This window comes from Rhizobium lentis (assembly GCF_017352135.1).
Taxonomy (GTDB): Bacteria; Pseudomonadota; Alphaproteobacteria; order Rhizobiales; family Rhizobiaceae; genus Rhizobium; species Rhizobium lentis.
Window position 1 is genome coordinate 140,714 of record NZ_CP071456.1, and the last position, 19,446, is coordinate 160,159.

The following is a 19,446-nucleotide window of genomic DNA, read 5'->3' on the forward strand; positions in this document are numbered from 1 at the left end:
ATCTTTGCTTCGAGGCAGGGAACCGGCATTCGATGCGTCTCAGACGTGCCTGAAGTGTTATGGTTCCACCAATCGATGGACGCCGACAGGATATGAAATGCGCGTATTGCTGATTGAAGACGAACCTCGGATGGCCGCGGCGCTGAGGGTCGCCCTGACGAAACACGACATGGTGATCGACCACGTCTCGACGCTATGCGACGCCGAGCTGGTAATCGGCGACGGTGCTTATGACGCCCTTCTCCTGGATCGACAGCTGCCCGATGGCGATGGCCTGGATCTCGTCCCGAAAATCCGCAGGAGGGGGCTGACCCTGCCGATCATCGTCATTACTGCAAAGGGGGAAGTCCCGGACAGGATCACTGGGCTTGAAACCGGCGCGGACGACTATCTCGCCAAGCCTTTCGTCTTCGACGAGCTCCTGGCGCGGCTGCGCGCCGTCATGCGCCGGTCGGAGACCCTGCGTCCGGCACTGATTTCGATCGGCCGGCTCTCCTTCGACCCGACCTATTGCGACGTCAGCGTTTCCGGCAAGCGGCTGGATATCCCGCGCCGGGAGGCGCTGGTGCTGGAATGCCTCGTACGCCGGGCCGGGCGCATGGTGCCGCGGCCAACCCTGATGGAAGCAGTTTTCGGCTTCGACGACGAGATCCAGTCCAACGCACTCGATTCCCACATATCGCGACTGCGGCGCAAACTGGCTGCGTCGGAGGCGGGCGTGGTCATAAACGTCATCAGGGGTGTCGGTTACCTGCTGCGTGAAGCGCCATGAACAAAGCCTGCTCCTATTCACTGCGTAAGCGTCTGTTCTGGCGACTTCTGGCGGTGCAGTCGGTCGTCCTGATCCTGGTCGTCATCCTACTGATCTCGGTGGGAAAGATATTCTATTTCAGATCCACCGAGGGCACGATCGAAATTCTGCGCCGAGCCGTCTTCCGTCAGCCTTCGGGAGAACTGAGCCTAAGGGAGACGGAGGACCTGCGGCAGCTTCGAAAGGACGCGCCCGATCTCTGGTTCACCATTCGGGACAGGCAGGGACATAGCTTGAACGAGGGCCAGGTTCCGGAAGGATATGCCGACGTCGGCAATAGGCTCGATCATATCGGTGAGGCCGAGTTCGGCTGGAATCTCAGCGATCACGCCCCTCCAGCCGCGCGGATGAAATGGATCGCCATGGATTGGGCAGAGGTGCAGTTCCTGACCGGCACCGACGGTCCTATTCCCCTTACATCCATCCTGTTCGGCGCCTCACTCGTCGTTGCAAAACTGGTCATTCCGATCGTTGCCGTGATGGCGTTGGGCGCGTTGATCGCGACGCCGATCGTGGTGAGAAGATCTCTGATCGGCATCAACCGTGCCGCGCTCGAAGCCGATATGATCGATGTCGGCCAGCGCGGCGGCCGGCTTTCGGCAGACGAAATTCCAGACGAGATCGCACCTCTGGTGCGCGCCGTAAACCGCGCGCTTGGCCGCCTCGACGAGGGTTATGAGCGGCAGGAGCGGTTTCTGACCGACGCCGCCCATGAATTGCGCACGCCGATCGCAATTCTGAACACCAGACTTGGATCCCTGCCGCACGGTCCGGTCAAGACCGACCTGCTCGAAGATGCCGCCAGGCTTGCCATACTCACCGAACAGATGCTCGATCTTCAGCGACTGAAACAGGGCAAGATCCAATTTACCAAAGTCGATCTTGGGCAACTGGCACGGAAGGTGATCATCGAAATGGCGCCGCTCGCCTTTGCCGCCGGTTATACGGTGCAGTTCGATGTCGACCGCGCCGGGGAGATCGAGGGCGACCCGCTGGCGCTGCAGCGCGCTCTGATGAATATCCTGCAAAACGCGATCAATCACGGCGGCAGGAAAGGCATCATCTCGCTGACCGCCGGCCGCAACTGGATCGAGGTCAGCGACGAGGGGCCAGGCATTCCCGCCGATTTGCAGGAGCGCATATTCGAGCCATTCTTCAAGCGCCATCACGACGGACTCGGCGCCGGCCTAGGCCTCAACCTGGTTCGCGATATCATGTACATGCACCGTGGCGAGGTAACGATCGGCAACCGCAATCCCGGCGCGGTCTGCCGCCTGAGTTTCCCCTCGGGATAAGCTGCATGCCCGATGGATTAAGCTGCGTCTCCGTGACATATGAGTTGAATGAGCGTGCACAGAGATTCGCAACTCGACATGTTTGCCAAGGCAGCGCCCGCAATTGCCGAAGCACGTAGTCTGTCGCGCCGGCGGCCGTCACCGCCTGCAGCCCGCTCCGATGAAGACATGGCGCGCGCGCTTGAAGAGAGCGGCAACTATCGCATCCTGAGGAAACTCGCAGCGCGGCCGGTCGCCGCAGCGCGACAGCCGGGCTTTCCGCGGCTCGGCGTCGTCCTCGATACCGAGACGACGGGTCTCAACCACCGCAGCGACGAAATCATCGAAATCGGCGCCGTCGCCTTCACTTTCGACGATACCGGTGCGATCGGCGATGTCGTCGGCATCTATGGCGGCCTGCAGCAGCCGTCCCGGCCGATCCCAGCCGACATCACCAAGCTGACCGGGATTACCGACGGCATGGTCGAAGGTCAGGTCATCGACATCAGATCGCTGAGCGCCCTGATCGAACCGGCAGACCTGATTATTGCCCATAATGCCGGTTTCGACCGGCCGTTCTGCGAAGCATTCTCGCCCCTCTTCGCCGGTAAGGCCTGGGCGTGCTCGGTCTCGGAGATCGACTGGAGCGCCCGCGGCTTTGAGGGCACGAAGCTCGGCTATCTCGTCGGCCAGGCCGGTTACTTCCATGAGGGGCATCGTGCGGTAGACGATTGCCATGCGTTGCTGGAGATCCTCGATCGCCAACACGGCCACGGAGACAGCGCCTTCGCCGAGCTCTACCGCGCCAGCCAGCGCAGCCGTATCCGCATCTTTGCCGAACATAGCCCATTCGAGATGAAGGATCATCTGAAGGCGAGAGGCTACCGCTGGTCGGACGGAAGCGACGGCCGGCTGAAGTCCTGGTGGATCGAAGTCGGCGAAGAGGATCTCGGCGACGAGCTTTCCTATCTGAGGTCGGAAATCTACCGGTGGAAGGAGGCGGATCCGCCGATCGTCCGGCTGACCGCCTTCGATCGCTTCAAACTCTGACCGCGAAGCGGTTCGGACACCCTAGCAACCCATGCAGATTTCGCATAGGTGCACTGATGCATTGGCGCTGCAACATCCGAAGGTCCCGTATTATATACAGCTCATCGAAGCGAACGAAGCGCCAAGGACTGGCAGCTAGGCTTCGAAAGCCCACGGAAAGGGGATCATCATGAACGTAGCACGCTCTTTCAACAATTGGCGCAAGTACCGTCAGACGGTCGCTGAACTGGGCCGTATGTCCAATCGCGAACTTGATGACCTCGGCATCGGCCGCGGCGACATTGGCAACGTAGCGCGCGCCGCCATCGCCCGCTAACGGCCCACGCAGACACTATTTTTCGAGACTTGCCCAGCGCCTGCTTCCTCCCGAGCGGGCGCTTTGCTTTTGCGCATGCCGGCCGGAAGAGAGTCGCCCGCTTTTCGCATAACGCATAGCTGCCCTGCAAAGAAATGCCTATCAACTGAGCAGAAAATAAGTATGATTATATCAATCGAAGCGATGCACCTCCTCCCGCATCCCTTCGGTGGTGCAGGCGCCTCATCCTCCTCCCAGAGTCGCCTGTGGGAACGACAGCACTCCTCCTCCCAGCTGTCGTTCGGTTTTTCCGAAAGCCTGCCGCACCTCCTCCCGCGGCAGGCTTTTTTCGTTTTGGCGACGGAAATACCCGAGCGCGCCTGGAACGGCCGCTTGGAAATGGCGCCATCGTCTTCCGGCAGGTTTCTCCGCCCGACGCCAATTTGTTTTGGTGCTCTCGCGGCATTGCGTCGCCTCAAGCGAGACCGGACAAAGCTGTTGACACCAAACTTGTCGTACAACTATCTAACCGGACGGATACCGCCGCATCGGAAAACGCCCGACGAACCGCGAGCGACAACGTTGACGACAACGAAGCTGAAGGAAAATTGACATGCAGATCGACGTGAGGCACGCCTCCCATCCCGAGGCCGTGCGCAATTTCGACACGGAGACGCTGCGGCGTCACTTTCTGGTGGAAACCATCTTTGAAGGCGGCGAGATCCGGCTCACCTATTCCCACTACGACCGCATGGTCATTGGCGGCGCCACACCGCTTACCAGCGCGCTGACGCTGACGGCGCCGACGGCAATCGGCCAGGAAACCTTCCTCGCCGAGCGTGAACTCGGTGCGCTCAACATCGGCGGCGCCGGCCGCATCTTTGTCGACGGCACAAGCTACGACCTCGCCAAGTATGATTGCCTCTATGCCGGCAAGGGTGCCAGGGACATTCGGTTCGAGAGCGCCGATGCCGCCAATCCGGCAAAATTCTATCTGGTCTCGACGCCGGCGCATCAGGCGCATCCGACCGTATTGCTCACCCGCGAAAAGGCTCGCCACCTGACGCCGGGCGAAGCCGCGACCGCCAACAAGCGGTCGATCTATCAGTTCATCCACCCTGATGTCTGCCAGTCCTGCCAGCTCACGCTGGGCTTCACCATGATCGAGCCGGGCAGCGTGTGGAACACCATGCCGGCCCACACGCATGACCGCCGCATGGAAGCCTATCTCTATTTCGATCTCGAAGCCGAGCAGCGCGTCTTCCACTTCATGGGCGAGCCGCAGCAGACCCGCCATATGCTCGTCGCCAACGAACAGGCGGTCATCTCGCCGCCCTGGTCGATCCATTCCGGCGCCGGCACCAAGAACTACAGCTTCATCTGGGCGATGGCCGGCGACAATAAGAGCTTTACCGACATGGATCATATCGCCATCGCGGATCTGAGGTGAGCACCGTGGCAAATCCCTTCGACCTTTCCGGCAGGACCGCCGTCGTCACCGGTGCCAATACCGGGATCGGCCAGGCCATCGCGGCCGCCCTGGCCAAGGCCGGTGCGTCGATCGTTGCCGTCGGCCGCTCCTCGATGGACGAAACCGAGGCGCTCGTGAAGCAGGCGGGAAGCCGCTTCCACGTCATCAAGGCTGATCTCGGCACCATCGAGCCAGTCAAGGGGATCGTCGCCGATACCATAGAGACCTTCGGCGGCCTCGACATTCTCGTCAACAATGCCGGCATCATCCGCCGTGCCGATGCGCTCGACTTCACGGAAGAAGATTGGGACGCCGTGATCGACGTCAACCTGAAGACGGCCTTCTTCCTGTCGCAGGCGGCCGGCCGCCACATGGTCGACAAGGGCAGGGGCAAGATCATCAACATCGCCTCGCTGCTCTCCTTCCAGGGCGGCATCCGCATCCCGTCCTATACCGCCTCGAAAAGCGGGCTTGCCGGACTCACCAAGCTGCTCGCCTGCGAATGGGCCGGCAAGGGCGTCAACGTCAATGCCATCGCGCCGGGTTATTTCGTCACCAACAACACGACGGCGCTGCGCGAGGATCCGGACCGCAACGCCGCCATCCTCGCCCGTATTCCGGCGGGGCGCTGGGGAACGCCGGCCGAACTTGGAGGTGCGGCCGTGTTTCTGGCGTCGCCTGCATCCGATTACGTGCACGGAACGGTGCTGCCCGTCGATGGCGGTTGGCTGGCGCGGTGATCCGCCGCGCCGCCTGACCGGGCACGTGGCCGTCGTCGCTCATCGTCGTTTTTGCCTTTCCGGCCGGCATGCGCTAGCAACAGGAGAACAGCCGGCGCAGCCGCCTCGACACGCAGGACTTCGACACGGGATGACGGACAAGGACAAGGCGGTCTTCAATACCGGCCGGAAGCCGCAGAACCTGCGCAGCGGCCTTGCCGATACGTTGATGGCACAGATCGAATCCGGCGATCTCAAGCCCGGTCAGCGGCTGCCGACCGAACAGGCGATCATGGCGGCAACCGGTGTCAGCCGGACGATCGTGCGCGAGGCGCTCGCCACCCTGCGCGCCAAAGGGCTGATTACCACGCGGCAAGGTCTTGGCGCTTTCGTCACGAATGATCCCAACCCGAGATCCTTCTCCATCATTCCCAACGACCTGCAGTCGATCGACGAGGTTCTGCGCGTGCTGGAACTGCGCATGGGGATCGAATATGAAGCCGCCGGTCTTGCCGCGCTGCGGCGCACGCCTGAAGATATCGAGCGCATGCAGGATCGCCTCGATGCCCTGGACAGGGCGCTCGAGGGCGGCGGATACGGGGCGCAGGAGGATTATGCCTTCCACAGATCCATCCTGGTCGCCACGCAGAATTCCTATTACAGCCGCCTCTTCGACACGTTCGGCGACATCATGGTACCGAGGCAATGGGCGCGCCTCGACCAGATGACGGCAGCCGAGCGCAAGCGCCATGCGGCGCGCATGCGCAGGGAACACCACGCCATATTCGCGGCGATCCGCGACGGAGAGGAGGCGGCCGCGCGCCGCGCCATCCGGACCCACCTGTCGAAAAGCAGCGCGCGCTTCGAAGAACTGCGTGATGTGACCAACGCGCGTTGAACGTTCACATCTTCGGTTTCGGCTTCATCAACCGCTGCCAAGCGGCGTGATCCGTCTGCAATTCGACGGCGGCGTGCGCCGCAGGCAGAAGCGGTTTGGGCCTTCGCCGGCCGAAGCGCCGTTTGAAGCCCAGGATATTTTCGACGAAGCTCCTGGTGTAGAGGCCAGGTCCGCTCGAATAGATGCGCCATCCGCCGTCGACGGCGACCTTTCCGGTCTTGGTACGCGCCCATTGCGCCGCCGCCTGATAGCGATCATGGAAAGCCGCGTCGCTGCTGCTGAAATAGCTATTGCGCTGGCGCAGTGAAGCATGCGGCAAGGCTGTCGTGACGGCGATCGGATTGACGACGGAGATTGCCTTCCAGAGTTCCTCGGCCTGGCCCTCCAGGGCGAGCGTTTCGCAATAGCGCAGATGCGCATGCACATACATCAGCCCGATCTCCCGGCCGAAGAAGGAGGCGGATTCGGCCCGGCGAAACAGGGTTTCGAGCCCGCCGGCATAGGTCGCGGGCTTTTCCATCAGCCGCACGCCATCGGGGAAGAGCAGATGCTCTTCGATCAGCCGCATGTGGTCCCGTCTCTGCGCCGGCGTGAACAGGCGACCGAGCATGGCCTGCGTCATCGAGATCAGCGAGAAGGAGAGGCCAGTGCGTTTGTCACTCGGATGCAGCAGCAATTCGACGCCGTCATGGGCGGGATCGAAGATACCATAGCCGGCGACGACGCCGTCACGCACGAGATGGCGGTTGAAATCCCGGCGCATCGCCGTTGCGATCTTCCTCAGAGCCTTGGCCCTGTCGCTATGGCCGCGACGGCGCAGGATGGCGGAATAACGGACGATCTGTTCATAGAGCAGCGCGACGGTCCAGCTGCTGACCATCCAGTCGCGCAGATGCGGATCGGCCGGCTGCAGGGAATCGTTCCAGTCTCCCTCGCCGTATCGGATCAGATGTGTTCCCGGAATGAACTGTTCGCCGATGGTCTCGAGCAGCTTTTCGACATGAATGGCAATGGCGTCGGCATGGGGCGCCTTCTGCATGGTCTTTTCGTCACGCCAGGAAACCTTCTCGTCGAGGATGGCGAGATCCCCCGTCGCTTCGATATAGTCGCACAGCGCCTTCAGCGGCCAGATGATGACGTCGCCGTGACTGTCGCCCGCCCGGATGTTGGCATAGGGTTCCAGCATGAACCATTGCGCCCAGTCGCCTTTCTCCAGATATTGTTCGCTGAAGACGGTCTTCACCACCTCCCGGGCTTCGCGGTCGTGCTCGTAGGCGAGCAGGAATTCGATCGGTCCCTGGCAGGCGTCGCGCGTGCCCCAGGCGGCACCCGTATATTGTTCCAGGCCGTGCGGTACGCTCAGATGGACGATGGCGTCATGCGCAAGCCAGGGCAGGAGCGTCGCCTGGGCGGCCAGATCGGGCGAAGCGCTGTCGATCCTCATGCCGCGCACGGCATGGCGCCAGAATGTCAAAGCCGGCGCGAGCATGGCCTGATCGGAGAGGCCGGCTTCATACCGTTGCGCCAGCCGCTCGGCGGCATCGGCATCTGTCATCGAGCCGACGACGGCAAAGGAGAGCGCCCGCGTCGGCCGGGACCTGAGCGCGACGAAAGCGCCGTTGCGCGCAACGCCATCGGTATAGAGCAGTTCGTCGCCGCCGATTTCCTCGATGGCATCGGGCGTGGAACTGACCAGCCAATAGACGGCATCGGGATAACGCTCGCCCCAGAGCCAAGCCGGATCCGGCCGGAAGGAGATGCGTTTGCGCGCAGAATCGAATTCGATCTGCCCGCCGGCTTCATATTCGCGCTCGCCGAGCACGACATGGCCAAACACGAGGAAGCGGCACGGCTTTCCCTCGACGGAAACACTCCACTGCATCGCCGCACCCTCGCCGGAAGCGACCGCGCTGACGAAGATCGAGCGCCCGGGGCACCGATAGATCCAACGGCAGTCACTCAGTCCCATCTCGAAAGCCGACGGCACCGCCAGAAGCTGCCAGCCAGAGCCGAGATCGGCCATGATGCGCAGTCCACTGGCGCGCGTCAGATTGTAGGGATCGCGGGAGACGGAAAAGAGCTTGTGAAAGGAGGTATTGCCGATCGTCAGCTGCGCCGCGAAAATCCCTTGCATCCAGCAGGTGGCGGCAAGCGTGGACTCATCGAGCAGCATGTTTTGACCGCTTCGCACGATCGCGCCATGGCGCCGCGCGACGATCAGCTCCTTGTCGCGCAGGACGACGTGGCGGTTGAGGACGCCGTCCGGCACGAAAAACGAAAGAAGCTTTCCATGGGCGCGCTCGTCCAGGCTGCGCTCGGGATAGAGCTGCTGGATCGCCCTTTTATCCAGCGCCTCGGCTTCCAGCAGCGGAGCGTCCTGGAGAAGGCTGCGAACCGGCGGCGCGGTCTCCGGATCGGCGGCGACCTTGTCCGGAAGCTCGATCCCGTCGAGCCGCGAAAGGTCGGCGTCGGTTGAGGCCTCGGGATGATCGGCGGAAAACAGGGCAAAGAAGGTCGCCGTCGCGCCATCTGCCGGGACAGAGAACGACCTCGATTGAATGGCAGGGCAGGCTGTTTCCTGCTGTCGCCGTTCGTTCGGAAGATTCGTCCCGAAGGAGCCGACCAGAAGGTCGTCCTGGCGGTGCTGCGCGTGCGCCAACTGGATCGCATCCGTGGCATAGGCGACCGCACCATCGAAGCAACCTTGCACGAGCCAGGGATTGCGGGCGCCCGACTGCTTGAGATTTTGCCGGTTCATGACAACGGGGCCGTATGTCCCATGATCGGCGATGTGGTGATCGACATATTGCGAAGCATAGGCTTCGCTGTTCATCAGGAAACCGCGATCGCCGAGACCGACATCCTGGACGAGCACGAGATCGACCGGCAGCGTTCCCTTCTTCGGATGCCTGAGCGAGACGCGCCAGAACCAGGCCGTTTTGGAATCATGAAGCTCGAGGCGGACATTGTAGCGGATATCGCCGGCCTTGCCGCTCCAGGAAAAGCTCGTCGCATCCTGCCCGAAGCGGCCATCGGCGAGTGGGCCGACGATCTCGACGACATCAGGCTTGGCGCCGCCGATGCGCAGGTAAAGGCGGCTGATGCCGCCGTAGAGCGGCGAGCCCTGGATCTGATTGATCTGCACCGCCCCCTTGTCGTCGGCATATTCGATGGCAAACAGCGTGCCGTTCGGCAAGACCGATATCGACAGACCGGAACCATTGCTGATCGCAAGGAGACCCAGATCTTCGCGTCGCGGCATTTGCAAATTGCGCATGAGGTCCAGGGCCATGAAGAACTCGCCGATTGATATCAGAGGGGAATCAGAGGATGGCGCAAAAAGATTGAGAGAAATCTTACCGGTGATGGGAAGATCGACAAGCTGCCGCGACTGGTGAGCTCACATCAGAGCGCTAATGACATCAGCCTGGAACTGCGGTTGCACGATGTGCGATCCAAAGGGAACCGAAATTCAATCCCGGTCGCGCTGCGCAAATGACGACCGCCACTTTTCGACGAGAAATCCCGACGGTCCCTCAACGGGATCCGTATCGGGGAGGGGTACTGACGAGATTTTCGCCAGCATTTCGTTTGACGCAGCCGACGTCTGAATGTCGGCATGCTGCCCCTTGGGATAAGCCCCGATCACCTCGAAGTCCGCCGTGCAGCCGAGGTTCTGGTGGCCGGTTCCGGCCGGAAGCACCAGACAGTCTCCGGCCGTGACCTGCAAAGCTTGACCGCCGGGACCGCCGATCAGCAGCGCGGCGCTGCCATGTGCAATTCCGAGCACCTCATGGGCGCCCGAATGGTAGTGCTGATAATCGAAGACACCGTTCGTCCAGATACCGGTCCAACCGTTTTCTGCGAAGCGACGCTCGAAATCGACAGGACCACCATCAGCAAAGAGCCCCCTGTAAATCAGTATAGGAAGACGCGGGTGGTTAGGGACCCAGCCGCTCGGCGGGAAAATTAGCGTCTCAACATCCATGCTGACCTCCCATCGGTCGATTGACATGACGTAACGGCCGCCAAGCCATCGATGCTGTTCACCCAGTTCTTTCGACGGTCTTGCCTTGAGTTTATTTCCGCTGGCGGCTTCATACAGACAACTTTGGAGACCAGCCAGCGGTTCCTTGATGTGTATAGCGTTGTCGGACCGCATCGTGGTCGCGATCGACCAATAGACAACGTTGCCGGATGCGGTGTCGAGTCGATAGCCGATAGAAAACGTGTGTCGAGTCGAGACCGGAATTGATGGTGCGCAACGCCTGAAGGGCTGCCATCGCCGAATTGTTTGTATTGATGCTCGTCATTGGAAATACGCCTGTTTCGGAAGTTGGATGTGGTGCATGCCGGGACATTCCGGGCCGTGGCGAGCAGCCTATGCTTTGACCCCTATTTGGGCAGGTCAATTCGCCATCGCTGGCCATCGCCTGCTCGCCGAAATCGCGCGTGCTGAGGGCGGTCCGCACGTCTCGGCGAAAAAGTGGGACCGCCGATTGACGGGCCGAGAAGAAACTGACTATCAATATTAAATCAATTTGATTGACTCTACTCTGCGATCTTCTGCCGGATGCCGGCAGAAATTCCCAACAACCTGGCATTCCCAAGGAAGAAGCACCATGTCCACACTGCGACCGAACGCCCTGCGGCTTGAAACCCTTTGGAATCCACCGGCCAACGGCAAGGAGTTCTCCTACGTCCTGCGCCTTAAGAACCTGGGCGTCGAGCCGCTGTCGACGTTTTCGCTCTGCGTCAGCGGACCGGGCCGCGTCGATCCCGCCGGCCGCGTCGAAGGCGCCACGGTGTCGCAACGGCTTTCGAATTTCACCGAATTCCAGCCGCCGGCCGGCTTCGTTCTCGGCGCCGGAGAGACGTGGACGATATCGGTCTATGCGCTAAGCTGGCAGTTCCGCCATTGGACGGACGGCGCGACAAGCGGTTATGTCGCGCTTGCCGATGGCAGCACGATCGTGCTCAGCATCGAGCCTACGCGGTCTTCGGTCAGCAACGCGCCGCTGAAACGTGGCGCCGAGGTCTATCCGGTTCCGGTCAACGCTCCGGTCCATGTATCGATTATCCCCTGGCCGAACCGCGTTGCGGTCGCATCGCGCCGGCCGCTGCCGGCGGGTTTTGCTCCACAGGCACAGAGCCCTGAAGGGGAGGCGGCGGCAAAAGGCTTCGCGGCGCTGGTGAACCACCTCTTCGCCGTCGAAGGCATCGTGCGGACGGAGGCCGAAGGCGCGGTTCGTGTCGACCTGAAGGACGCCGCCAGCTTCGGGCCGGAGGCCTACCGGTTAAGCTTCGAGGAAGAGGCGATCACGATCGAGGCAAGCAGCCGGACCGGCTTCCTCTACGGTCTCGTCACGCTCGGCCAGATCTGGCGCGGCGTCAGGCTGCATCCCGGCACCTTCCAGTTTCCGGCATCCGGCGAGATCGTCGATGAGCCGTCGATGGGCTGGCGCGGCCTGCATCTCGATGTCGCCCGCCAGTTCTACGGCGCGGCCGAAGTCAAGAAGCTGTTGGCGGTGCTTGCCTGGAACAAGCTCAACCGCTTCCACTGGCACCTTTCCGACGACGAGGCCTGGCGCGTCGAGATCGACGCCTATCCCGCGCTGACCGAGATCGGCGCCTGGCGCGGTCACGGGCTTGCCGTGCCGCCGCTCCTGGGTTCAAGCCCGACCCGCACGGGCGGCTATTATACCAAGGCCGTCATCCGCGAGATCGTCGCTCTCGCGAAGAGTTTCGGCATCGAAATCGTGCCGGAGATCGATATGCCGGGACATTGTTATGCCATGCAGCAGGCCATCCCGGAGCTGCGCGATCCGGCCGAACAAGGCAGCTACTATTCGGTTCAGGGTTTTCCCGATAACTGCATCAATCCGGCGCGCGAGCAGACCTACGAGATCGTCGAGACCATTCTTTCGGAACTCATCGAGCTTTTCCCGTTCAAGACGATCCACCTCGGCGCCGACGAGGTCCCCCTCGGCGCATGGTCCGGCTCGCCGGAAGCGCTGGCGCGCCTGCGCGCCGTCGCCGGCGACGAGGTTGCCGATGCCCATGCAAAGCGGCTGAACGTCGTCACCAACACGCATGGCGCCGACGACATTCACGGCTCGGGCGCCGCCATCCTGCAGGCGGAATTCCTTGAGCGCGTCCAGCGCTTCCTGGCGAGCAGGGGCTGCATCACCGGCGGCTGGGAAGAAGCGGCTCATGGCGACGTCATCGACAAGTCGAAAAGTTATCTCTGCAGCTGGCGCAATGTCGAGGTTTCGGCCGAGCTCGCAGAACGCGGCTATCAAATGGTCGTCTGCCCCGGTCAGGTCTATTATCTCGACATGGCGCTGAGGCCGGACTGGGATGAGCCCGGCGCCAGCTGGGCAGGAAATTCGGACGCGGAAAAGCTCTACAATTTCGATCCGGTCGGCGGCTGGACAGCACGCCAGAAACAGCAGCTGCTCGGCATCCAGGCCTGCATCTGGTCGGAACCGATGACGGACCGCGCCGTCTTCGACCGTCTCGTCTTCCCACGCCTTTCCGCCCTTGCCGAAACCGGCTGGACGAAATCATCATCCAAGTCGTGGGAACGTTTCAAGGCGCTCGCAGGACTGATGCCGCTGCTCTACGGGCTGCAGGAATCTTAGCGCTCGGCGACGAAGCTATAAGGTAGAGCGGGCTCGATTGGAGGCCGCTCGATCGATGGCCAGCGCTTCACTGCTGCTGCCGGTAGGCAGAGGGTGTGACACCTGTGCCTAACTTGAATGCCCGTGTCATGTGGCTCTGGCTGCTGAAGCCGCAGGCCGAGGCGATCTGCGCGATCGGATCCGTGCCACGCAACATCGATTTGGCGCGCTCGACACGCCGGTGGGCCACCCAGCCATGCGGGGACACGCCGTAGCTTGCCCGGAACATCCGTTGAAAATGAAACGGGCTGAGCTGCCCGATCGCCGCCAGATCCTGCAAGCGGATCGTCTCGCCGAGATGGGCCTCGACATACTCCAGAGCCCGGCGCCGCACATGGGGAGCGAGCCCACCACTGATCGCGCAGGGACGCATCCCCCCATAACGACGATCGACGAAGAAATCGCTGATCGTCTGCGTCATCGCCTCTTCAGCCAGCAGATGATCATCAGCCAACATGGCATTCGTCAGCTCACGAAGGGTCCGTGCCAAGAGGGGAGCCTCGGCGAAGGTCACCTCGGGAAGAGCCATAAGCCTGGAATCGCGGTCGAACGTCTCGGCAAACATCCGGCGCATCTGATCGTCAGGAACATACAGATGGACGAACTCGAAGGGATCGGTGATCTCCCATTCGGACGAGTGCCCCTGCGGCATGACGCACAACGCTCCGGGATGGCCTCGCGCGGCGGGGCTGCCGTCGAGACGGCGTGTTCCGGCGCCTCCGTTGAGATAGAGGCTGAACGTATGTCCGTCCGGCCGCTCATAGCTCATCCTGTCCAGCGCGTTGCTCCAGAGGGCCGCTGATCGCCCGAAACCCAGATCGATGGACTGCAACATCCGCGCAGAGGGCGATGCGGACAAAAACCTAAAAACCGAGAGGCGGCTATCCTTCACCAATTCTTCCCCGCACGTGTGACGTCTTGTGGAGAATAGCGGTGGACGGGCACTATGGCGAGCAGGAAGTCCGGGGCAAAGAATTTCGTAGCAAGAAAATGCAAGAGACCGGCTCACGCTTGGCTTATTCGTGGAGAAAACGAGGATAACTCCATGGCCAATGCCGCTCTCTTTATCGCGACCGTACTCATATGGGGGACGACCTGGATCGCCATTGCGATGCAGGTCGGTCCCGTGCCGGTCCTGGTCTCGGTCTTTTACAGATTTGCGGTCGCAGCGGTGATGCTCGTCGCCATCCTGGCTTTCATGCGACGGTTCAATGTCCCTGCCTTGCGTGACCAGCCCTTCATTCTGGCGCAGGCGCTCTGCCTGTTCAGCCTCAATTTCATCTGTTTCTACAATGCAGCTGGCTTCATTCCCTCAGGGCTGATCTCCGTCATCTTTTCGCTGGCAACGATCTACAATGCCGTCAATGCGCGACTTTTCTTCGGCGACCGCATTACAGGCCGCACGCTTCTGGCAGCTGCGCTCGGAGCAACAGGCCTCCTCCTGCTTTTCGGACAGGAGGTTGTCGTCGATTTCAACATGGGCACGGTGAAAGGGATTGGGCTCGCAGCGCTCGGCACGCTGTTCTTCTCGCTCGGCAATATGGCATCGCGTCGAAACAGCGCTGCCGGAATCTCACCGCTTTCCGCCAATGGCTGGGGCATGACCTATGGCGCGATCGTCCTCCTCTTGCTGATCGCCGTGACCCAAACGCCGATCGTGGCGCCGCCTGACATCACCTATCTTGCCGCTCTGCTTTATCTCGCGGCCATCGGATCTGTGATCGGCTTCACCACCTACCTCATGCTCGTATCTCGCATCGGTTCCTCGCGCGCAGCCTATGCGACCGTCCTGTTCCCGATCGTTGCCCTTTCGTTGTCTACGATATTCGAGGACTACCAGTGGAGCGGTCTCGGCCTGATCGGCCTGGCGCTGACACTACTCGGCAACGTGGTAATCTTTGCGCGGCCTCCGGCCCGCCGCGCGCGCCAAGCAGACTCGAGGCTGCCGGCAGCCGGATGATACGCCGGCAATCTGGCCAGCCGAGGTGTGTCAGCCGAGCGGCTTCTGCAGGACGTCGAAGCGCGGATTTGTTTCGGAAAAGATCGGCAGGGCGGCAGCCCCGAGGATCGCCGTGTCCTTGCCGGTCATTCCGATCATGACGCGCGGCACCGTCCGTTTGCGCCCGGGGTCGAGCGGATCGTGCAGCGGCTCCAGCCGTTCCGCCAGTCGGCGCATCAGCGACGTCGGGATGCTGCCGCCAAGCACGATGGTCTGCGGATCGAAGGCGAGTTCCAGGAAATCGACGGTCTGCCGCAGCGGCTCCACGGCCTGATCGAGCCACGCATCCAGGCCTTCGCGCCCCTCGGCGATCAGCGTGTCGAGATCATCGGGCGAAAGCGCCCCGGCATTGGCAATGCCCATGAATTCGTAGGCGACCGAGGGCGATATGTAGCGATCCAGGCAGCCGCGTTTGCCGCAGCTGCAGGGCCGACCATGCGGTTCAACGATGACATGTCCGATCTCGCCTGCATTGTTGCGGCTGCCCTTGTAGAGGTGGCCATCCAAAAACATGCCGGCGCCAATGCCGCCGCCGCCGGCCAGAAACAGATAGACGAAGCTGCTTAAACCGCGGGCGACACCGTGAAGACGCTCGCCGATCGCCGCTGCCGTCGCGTCGTTCTCGACGAGCACCGGTACTCTTACTCGTTGTTCCAGTGAATGCCCGACAGGAAAATCCTGCCAGCCGGGCAGGCTGTGCGGGCTGAGAGAGGTGGTGCCGCCATCGGCATAGCGGCCGGGCAGGGCGATGCCGACGCCGAGCAGCCTGTTTGTGTCGAAGATGAAGGCCTGCTGAAGATCCTCGACGATGGCCTGGAGAGCCGGCATCGCTCGCTGCGGATCGGGTTCTTCGACCTGGCGCTCGACGCGGGCGCAGACGGTACCGGAGAGATCCGTCAGCACGCCGCTGGCGCGCTGGCGGCCAAGTTCGAGGCCGATCGAATAGGCGCCGGCGGGATTGATCGAATAGGGGATGATCGGCTGGCCGCGCGCCAGTTTCTGCGCCTCGGCTGGCACCAGAAGATGCGATCTCTCCAGTTCCTCTACGATATTCGACACGGTCTGGGCGGTCAGCGCCGTCATCCGGGCGATCGCCGCCCGCGACAGGGGACCTTGGGTGCGGACAGCCTCGATCACCACACGCCGGTTGTGAGACTTGGCCTGCTCGAGATTCGTGCCGGAGATCGCCTTCATGTCGCCTTCAAAGGAAATGCCGCATCACCCTTGTCACAAGACGAGCGCCGATGAAAGCCGCATATTGCGTGAACCCGGGCGTCAGCCAGCCCGATCGGCAGTGGGTCTTTGCAAGAGGCCGAGGATCGCTATTCCCAGTAAGCCGGTGACGGCGCTGAGGACGGCGGTGCCGGAATAACCTGTCGTCGCCGTGCCGGCGGCAAAAACCAGTGCGCCGATCCCGGCGCTGGCAAAGATATTGACGGAGATCAGTGCGCTGCCAAGCCCCGGTCGATCCGCGATCAGATCCTGCAGATAGGTGATCGGAAAGCTGATGATCGCCGCCGCGCCGATGCCGGCGGGCAGGGTGAGCGCGTAAAGGTGCCAGGGCTCGGAGGCAAAGCCGAGAAGGCCGAGAAACGCCGCGTAGACGACGGTGCCGGCGGCAAGCGCTGTCATCTGGCCGGTCTTCCGCGCAATGCGCGACCAGACGATGATGAAAACGACCTCGAGCAAAGCGACGATCCCGACGAGAATGCCGACGTCGCTGAGCCGCCCATGCGCCGCCCCGGTGGCGATCAACGGCAGAAGGGCGTCATTGAGATGCAGCGTGCTGGTGACGAGCGCCACTCCGCAGACATGCGCCGAAATCCGCGGCGAAATCACCTGGCGAAGCGCGCCGAGATAGGTGAGGTGATGGGTCGCGGCCATCTCCGTTGCCGCGTGTCTCGGCAAGGCGAAGACGATGAGGCCCTGGCACAGCAGACATGAGATGCTGGCAAAGAGGTAGGCGGGCAGCATGCTCGACGCCCCTGAGAGCACAAGGCCGGTAACACCGGGGATCAGGACCCAGGAGAGCGAGATCATGGCGCGCACGCCCGAGTTGGCCGTCACCACAGCGCTTCGGTTCATGCCCTGCATCGCCGCGCGCGCATTGGCAAACAGCAGCGAATTCAGCGCCCCGTAGATCGGCAGGGGAAGCAGCGCGCTGATGACGAAGACGGCCGCTGTGGGAAAGGCGTAGACCATGCCATAGCCCAGGATGCCGAAGATGCAGGCGCCGATCATCGCCGAACGATACTCGCCAAGCCGGTCGGCGAGATTGCCGAGCAGGACGCTGACGACAACATTCACCGCCGCTGATGCAAAAGTCAGGACGGAATAGAGACTGTCGCTCAGTCCCAATTCGCGGATGCCGACGACCGAACGATAGGGTGCCGTCATCGCCCCCGCCATTCCGAAAGTGAAAATGGCCATCATGCTGGCGCGGATCGCCGGATGGCGGAAGACATCGGGAAAGAGGCGGCTCATGCGGTCGATCAATCGTCAGGGAAAGTTGCAAGAGCGGCCGGACGGGCAAGTCCTGCAGCGATTTTCAGTAATGTTCTGATTGCGAGAAGGTTCTCGCCAGCTCGGCCTGGCCGGCCGTCAGGCCGCAATCGACCGGCAGACAGACGCCTGATATCGCTGCGGCCAGCGGACCGGCAAGGAAGGCGACGGCATTGGCGACATCCAGCGGATCGACGACGCGCTGCAGCGGATACCAACGGCGCGCCTCCTCGAACACGTTGGGATTGGCGCTCGCGCGCGCCTCCCAGGCCTGGGTCTTCACCGTGCCGGGAGCGACGGCGTTGGAGCGGATGCCGAACTTTCCGTATTCCACGGCGACCAACCGGGTGAAATGCAGAAGGCCGGCCTTGGCGGCGCTGTAGGCCGGGTGCCCGAAGACCTGCATTCCGTTGACCGAGGCAATGTTGACGACCGAACCTTTCGAAGCCTTCAGCATCGACTCGAAAGCGCGGAAGCATAAGAACGCCGCCTCGAGATTGAGCGCATTGTCCGCCCGCCAGATCTCGGGCGTCGTCTCGTGCAGGCTGGTCGCACGCGCGGCACCGGCATTGTTGACCAGGGTTCGAACCACGCCGATCTCGGCGGCGCGCCTTGCCAGCTCGGCAATGCTCGTCTCGCTGGTCACATCGCATTCAATGGCGACGAAACGCGTCCGAGGCCCGAGCTTCGATGCCACGGCCGACGCAGCCGCGGCATCGATATCGGCGAGCAGCACGATGTCATGATCATCAGCAAGACGGGCGGCGATCGCCGCGCCGATATCGCCCGCAGCGCCGGTAACGATGGCTGCCGATTGGGTCATTTCCTGTCGCTCCCGTTCATGACCGGATTCGCCTTAAACTCCATGGACCTCAATCTCCAAGCAATTGCCGGTCGTCGCCGTCGCGGTGAATGACCAGCTGCTGCTTGATGCGCCGAAGCGTGGTCGTCGCCTTCGGCCGAACGGCATAGGCGACCAGGCTCGCAAGAATATCGACCATCGCGATGTAGGCAATGCGCGTCGAGGTTGGACGGTAGATATTGTTGCCTTCGGGAAGGTCGATCGGCACGACGATTTCGGCGGCCTTGGCAACCGGGCTTTCTGCCTGGGTCAGAGCGATCGTCTTCACTCTGGTGTCGCGGGCAAGCTCGAAGGCCCGCACCAACTCCATGTTGCGCCCCGAGAAGGATGAGCCGATCAGAACGTCGTTCGGCCTGGCGGCGGCCGCCATCATCAGCTGCATGCTGTGGTCGGAACTGGCCGTGATGCGAAGGCCGAGACGGAAGAGGCGGTTCTGAAGCTCGTCGGCGATCATCGACGAATTGCCGCCCGAGCCGAAGGCATAGATCATGTCCGCCTTGGCGATATGAGAAACGGCGGCTTCGATCGCCGCGAGGTCGAGCGACCGGTGCAAAAGAAAGAGCGCGTTCTGAGCCTTGGTGATGATATCCTGGGCGACATCGGCGGGATCGGTGCTTTTCGATTCCGGCTTCAGATAGCGCACGCCGATATGGGCGGTCCGGGCAAGCTGCACCTTGAAATCGGAAAAGCTCTCGCAACCCAGGCGCCGGCAGAAGCGGGTGACGGTCGGTGGCGAGACTTCGGCCCGTTCAGCGAGCTCGATAATCGAGGCGTTCACGGCAAACTCGAAGTCGTTGACGATGATCTCCGCGATGCGGTTCTCGGAAGGAGAAAGCCGGCTCTTATCTTCCTGCAATGTCGAAAAGATATCCAACCCGACTC

At 62.1% G+C, this 19,446-nt stretch carries 17 protein-coding genes and 1 pseudogene; 10 read left to right on the plus strand and 8 right to left on the minus strand.

Going from position 1 to position 19,446, the window contains the following annotated elements; translation table 11 throughout:
* Positions 1-97 precede the first annotated feature (97 nt).
* The 8 genes from J0663_RS26985 to J0663_RS27020 all read left to right on the plus strand — a co-directional run bounded on the left by J0663_RS26985 (position 98) and on the right by J0663_RS27020 (position 6,518).
* On the plus strand, positions 98-772 hold the full coding sequence (locus J0663_RS26985; protein WP_207245855.1) for a response regulator transcription factor: 675 nt from the start codon (positions 98-100) through the stop codon (positions 770-772).
* A complete protein-coding gene (locus J0663_RS26990) occupies positions 769-2,106 on the plus strand; it encodes a sensor histidine kinase (RefSeq protein WP_207245856.1) in 1,338 nt (445 codons plus the stop codon). Before J0663_RS26985 ends, J0663_RS26990 begins: the two co-directional genes overlap by 4 nt.
* 48 nt (positions 2,107-2,154) lie before the next feature.
* Positions 2,155-3,135: a 3'-5' exonuclease gene (locus tag J0663_RS26995; protein WP_207245857.1), complete on the plus strand. Its 981-nt coding sequence runs from the start codon at positions 2,155-2,157 to the stop codon at positions 3,133-3,135.
* A gap of 169 nt (positions 3,136-3,304) precedes the next feature.
* On the plus strand, positions 3,305-3,451 hold the full coding sequence (locus J0663_RS27000) for a DUF1127 domain-containing protein (RefSeq protein ID WP_207245858.1): 147 nt from the start codon (positions 3,305-3,307) through the stop codon (positions 3,449-3,451).
* 162 nt (positions 3,452-3,613) lie between these two features.
* Positions 3,614-4,042 (plus strand): hypothetical protein, encoded by a 429-nt coding sequence (locus tag J0663_RS27005; RefSeq protein WP_207245936.1) that lies wholly within the window; start codon positions 3,614-3,616, stop codon positions 4,040-4,042.
* Between the two features lies 1 nt (position 4,043).
* Positions 4,044-4,880 (plus strand): 5-dehydro-4-deoxy-D-glucuronate isomerase, encoded by an 837-nt coding sequence (gene kduI, locus J0663_RS27010; protein WP_207245859.1) that lies wholly within the window; start codon positions 4,044-4,046, stop codon positions 4,878-4,880.
* Positions 4,877-5,641, plus strand: a complete 765-nt coding sequence (gene kduD, locus J0663_RS27015) for a 2-dehydro-3-deoxy-D-gluconate 5-dehydrogenase KduD (RefSeq protein WP_281403877.1) — start codon at positions 4,877-4,879, stop codon at positions 5,639-5,641. Before kduI ends, kduD begins: the two co-directional genes overlap by 4 nt.
* Before the next feature lie 130 nt (positions 5,642-5,771).
* Complete coding sequence (locus J0663_RS27020) at positions 5,772-6,518, plus strand: FadR/GntR family transcriptional regulator (protein WP_207245860.1); 747 nt, start codon at positions 5,772-5,774, stop codon at positions 6,516-6,518.
* A gap of 4 nt (positions 6,519-6,522) precedes the next feature.
* Here J0663_RS27020 and J0663_RS27025 read toward each other — a convergent pair whose 3' ends face one another.
* The 3 genes and pseudogenes from J0663_RS27025 to J0663_RS27035 all read right to left on the minus strand — a co-directional run.
* Entirely contained in the window at positions 6,523-9,810 is a 3,288-nt protein-coding gene (locus J0663_RS27025) for a GH36-type glycosyl hydrolase domain-containing protein (RefSeq protein WP_207245861.1), read from the minus strand.
* A 180-nt stretch (positions 9,811-9,990) separates the two neighbouring features.
* The gene (locus J0663_RS27030; protein WP_207245920.1) at positions 9,991-10,506 is read right to left on the minus strand and encodes a cupin; all 516 of its coding nucleotides are present in this window, start codon (positions 10,504-10,506) and stop codon (positions 9,991-9,993) included.
* Positions 10,507-10,665: 159 nt separating this feature from the next.
* Positions 10,666-10,831: pseudogene (locus J0663_RS27035) on the minus strand (flagellin); the annotation flags it as partial.
* A 309-nt stretch (positions 10,832-11,140) separates the two neighbouring features.
* On the opposite strand from J0663_RS27035, the gene J0663_RS27040 reads away from it, so the two are divergent.
* Positions 11,141-13,162, plus strand: a complete 2,022-nt coding sequence (locus J0663_RS27040) for a beta-N-acetylhexosaminidase (RefSeq protein WP_207245862.1) — start codon at positions 11,141-11,143, stop codon at positions 13,160-13,162.
* A 67-nt stretch (positions 13,163-13,229) separates the two neighbouring features.
* On the opposite strand, the gene J0663_RS27045 is transcribed toward J0663_RS27040, so the two are convergent.
* Entirely contained in the window at positions 13,230-14,093 is an 864-nt protein-coding gene (locus tag J0663_RS27045; protein WP_484573312.1) for a helix-turn-helix domain-containing protein, read from the minus strand.
* Positions 14,094-14,246: 153 nt separating this feature from the next.
* On the opposite strand from J0663_RS27045, the gene J0663_RS27050 reads away from it, so the two are divergent.
* Complete coding sequence (locus tag J0663_RS27050; RefSeq protein ID WP_207245863.1) at positions 14,247-15,161, plus strand: DMT family transporter; 915 nt, start codon at positions 14,247-14,249, stop codon at positions 15,159-15,161.
* Positions 15,162-15,191: 30 nt separating this feature from the next.
* On the opposite strand, the gene J0663_RS27055 is transcribed toward J0663_RS27050, so the two are convergent.
* The 4 genes from J0663_RS27055 to J0663_RS27070 form a co-directional block, all read right to left on the minus strand.
* Positions 15,192-16,394, minus strand: a complete 1,203-nt coding sequence (locus J0663_RS27055; RefSeq protein ID WP_207245864.1) for an ROK family transcriptional regulator — start codon at positions 16,392-16,394, stop codon at positions 15,192-15,194.
* Between the two features lie 81 nt (positions 16,395-16,475).
* The gene (locus J0663_RS27060) at positions 16,476-17,684 is read right to left on the minus strand and encodes an MFS transporter (protein ID WP_207245865.1); all 1,209 of its coding nucleotides are present in this window, start codon (positions 17,682-17,684) and stop codon (positions 16,476-16,478) included.
* A 64-nt stretch (positions 17,685-17,748) separates the two neighbouring features.
* Entirely contained in the window at positions 17,749-18,525 is a 777-nt protein-coding gene (locus tag J0663_RS27065; protein WP_207245866.1) for an SDR family oxidoreductase, read from the minus strand.
* A gap of 49 nt (positions 18,526-18,574) precedes the next feature.
* Positions 18,575-19,438 (minus strand): MurR/RpiR family transcriptional regulator, encoded by an 864-nt coding sequence (locus tag J0663_RS27070; RefSeq protein ID WP_207245922.1) that lies wholly within the window; start codon positions 19,436-19,438, stop codon positions 18,575-18,577.
* Between the last annotated feature and the right edge of the window lie 8 nt (positions 19,439-19,446).

Coding starts and splice junctions, on each gene's coding strand:
- J0663_RS26985 (WP_207245855.1), top strand. CDS start 98: ATGCGCGTATTGCTGATTGAAGACGAACCTCGGATGGCCGCGGCGCTG.
- J0663_RS26990 (WP_207245856.1), top strand. CDS start 769: ATGAACAAAGCCTGCTCCTATTCACTGCGTAAGCGTCTGTTCTGGCGA.
- J0663_RS26995 (WP_207245857.1), top strand. CDS start 2,155: ATGAGCGTGCACAGAGATTCGCAACTCGACATGTTTGCCAAGGCAGCG.
- J0663_RS27000 (WP_207245858.1), top strand. CDS start 3,305: ATGAACGTAGCACGCTCTTTCAACAATTGGCGCAAGTACCGTCAGACG.
- J0663_RS27005 (WP_207245936.1), top strand. CDS start 3,614: ATGATTATATCAATCGAAGCGATGCACCTCCTCCCGCATCCCTTCGGT.
- kduI (WP_207245859.1), top strand. CDS start 4,044: ATGCAGATCGACGTGAGGCACGCCTCCCATCCCGAGGCCGTGCGCAAT.
- J0663_RS27020 (WP_207245860.1), top strand. CDS start 5,772: ATGACGGACAAGGACAAGGCGGTCTTCAATACCGGCCGGAAGCCGCAG.
- J0663_RS27025 (WP_207245861.1), bottom strand. CDS start 9,810: ATGGCCCTGGACCTCATGCGCAATTTGCAAATGCCGCGACGCGAAGAT.
- J0663_RS27030 (WP_207245920.1), bottom strand. CDS start 10,506: ATGGATGTTGAGACGCTAATTTTCCCGCCGAGCGGCTGGGTCCCTAAC.
- J0663_RS27040 (WP_207245862.1), top strand. CDS start 11,141: ATGTCCACACTGCGACCGAACGCCCTGCGGCTTGAAACCCTTTGGAAT.
- J0663_RS27050 (WP_207245863.1), top strand. CDS start 14,247: ATGGCCAATGCCGCTCTCTTTATCGCGACCGTACTCATATGGGGGACG.
- J0663_RS27055 (WP_207245864.1), bottom strand. CDS start 16,394: ATGAAGGCGATCTCCGGCACGAATCTCGAGCAGGCCAAGTCTCACAAC.
- J0663_RS27060 (WP_207245865.1), bottom strand. CDS start 17,684: ATGAGCCGCCTCTTTCCCGATGTCTTCCGCCATCCGGCGATCCGCGCC.
- J0663_RS27065 (WP_207245866.1), bottom strand. CDS start 18,525: ATGACCCAATCGGCAGCCATCGTTACCGGCGCTGCGGGCGATATCGGC.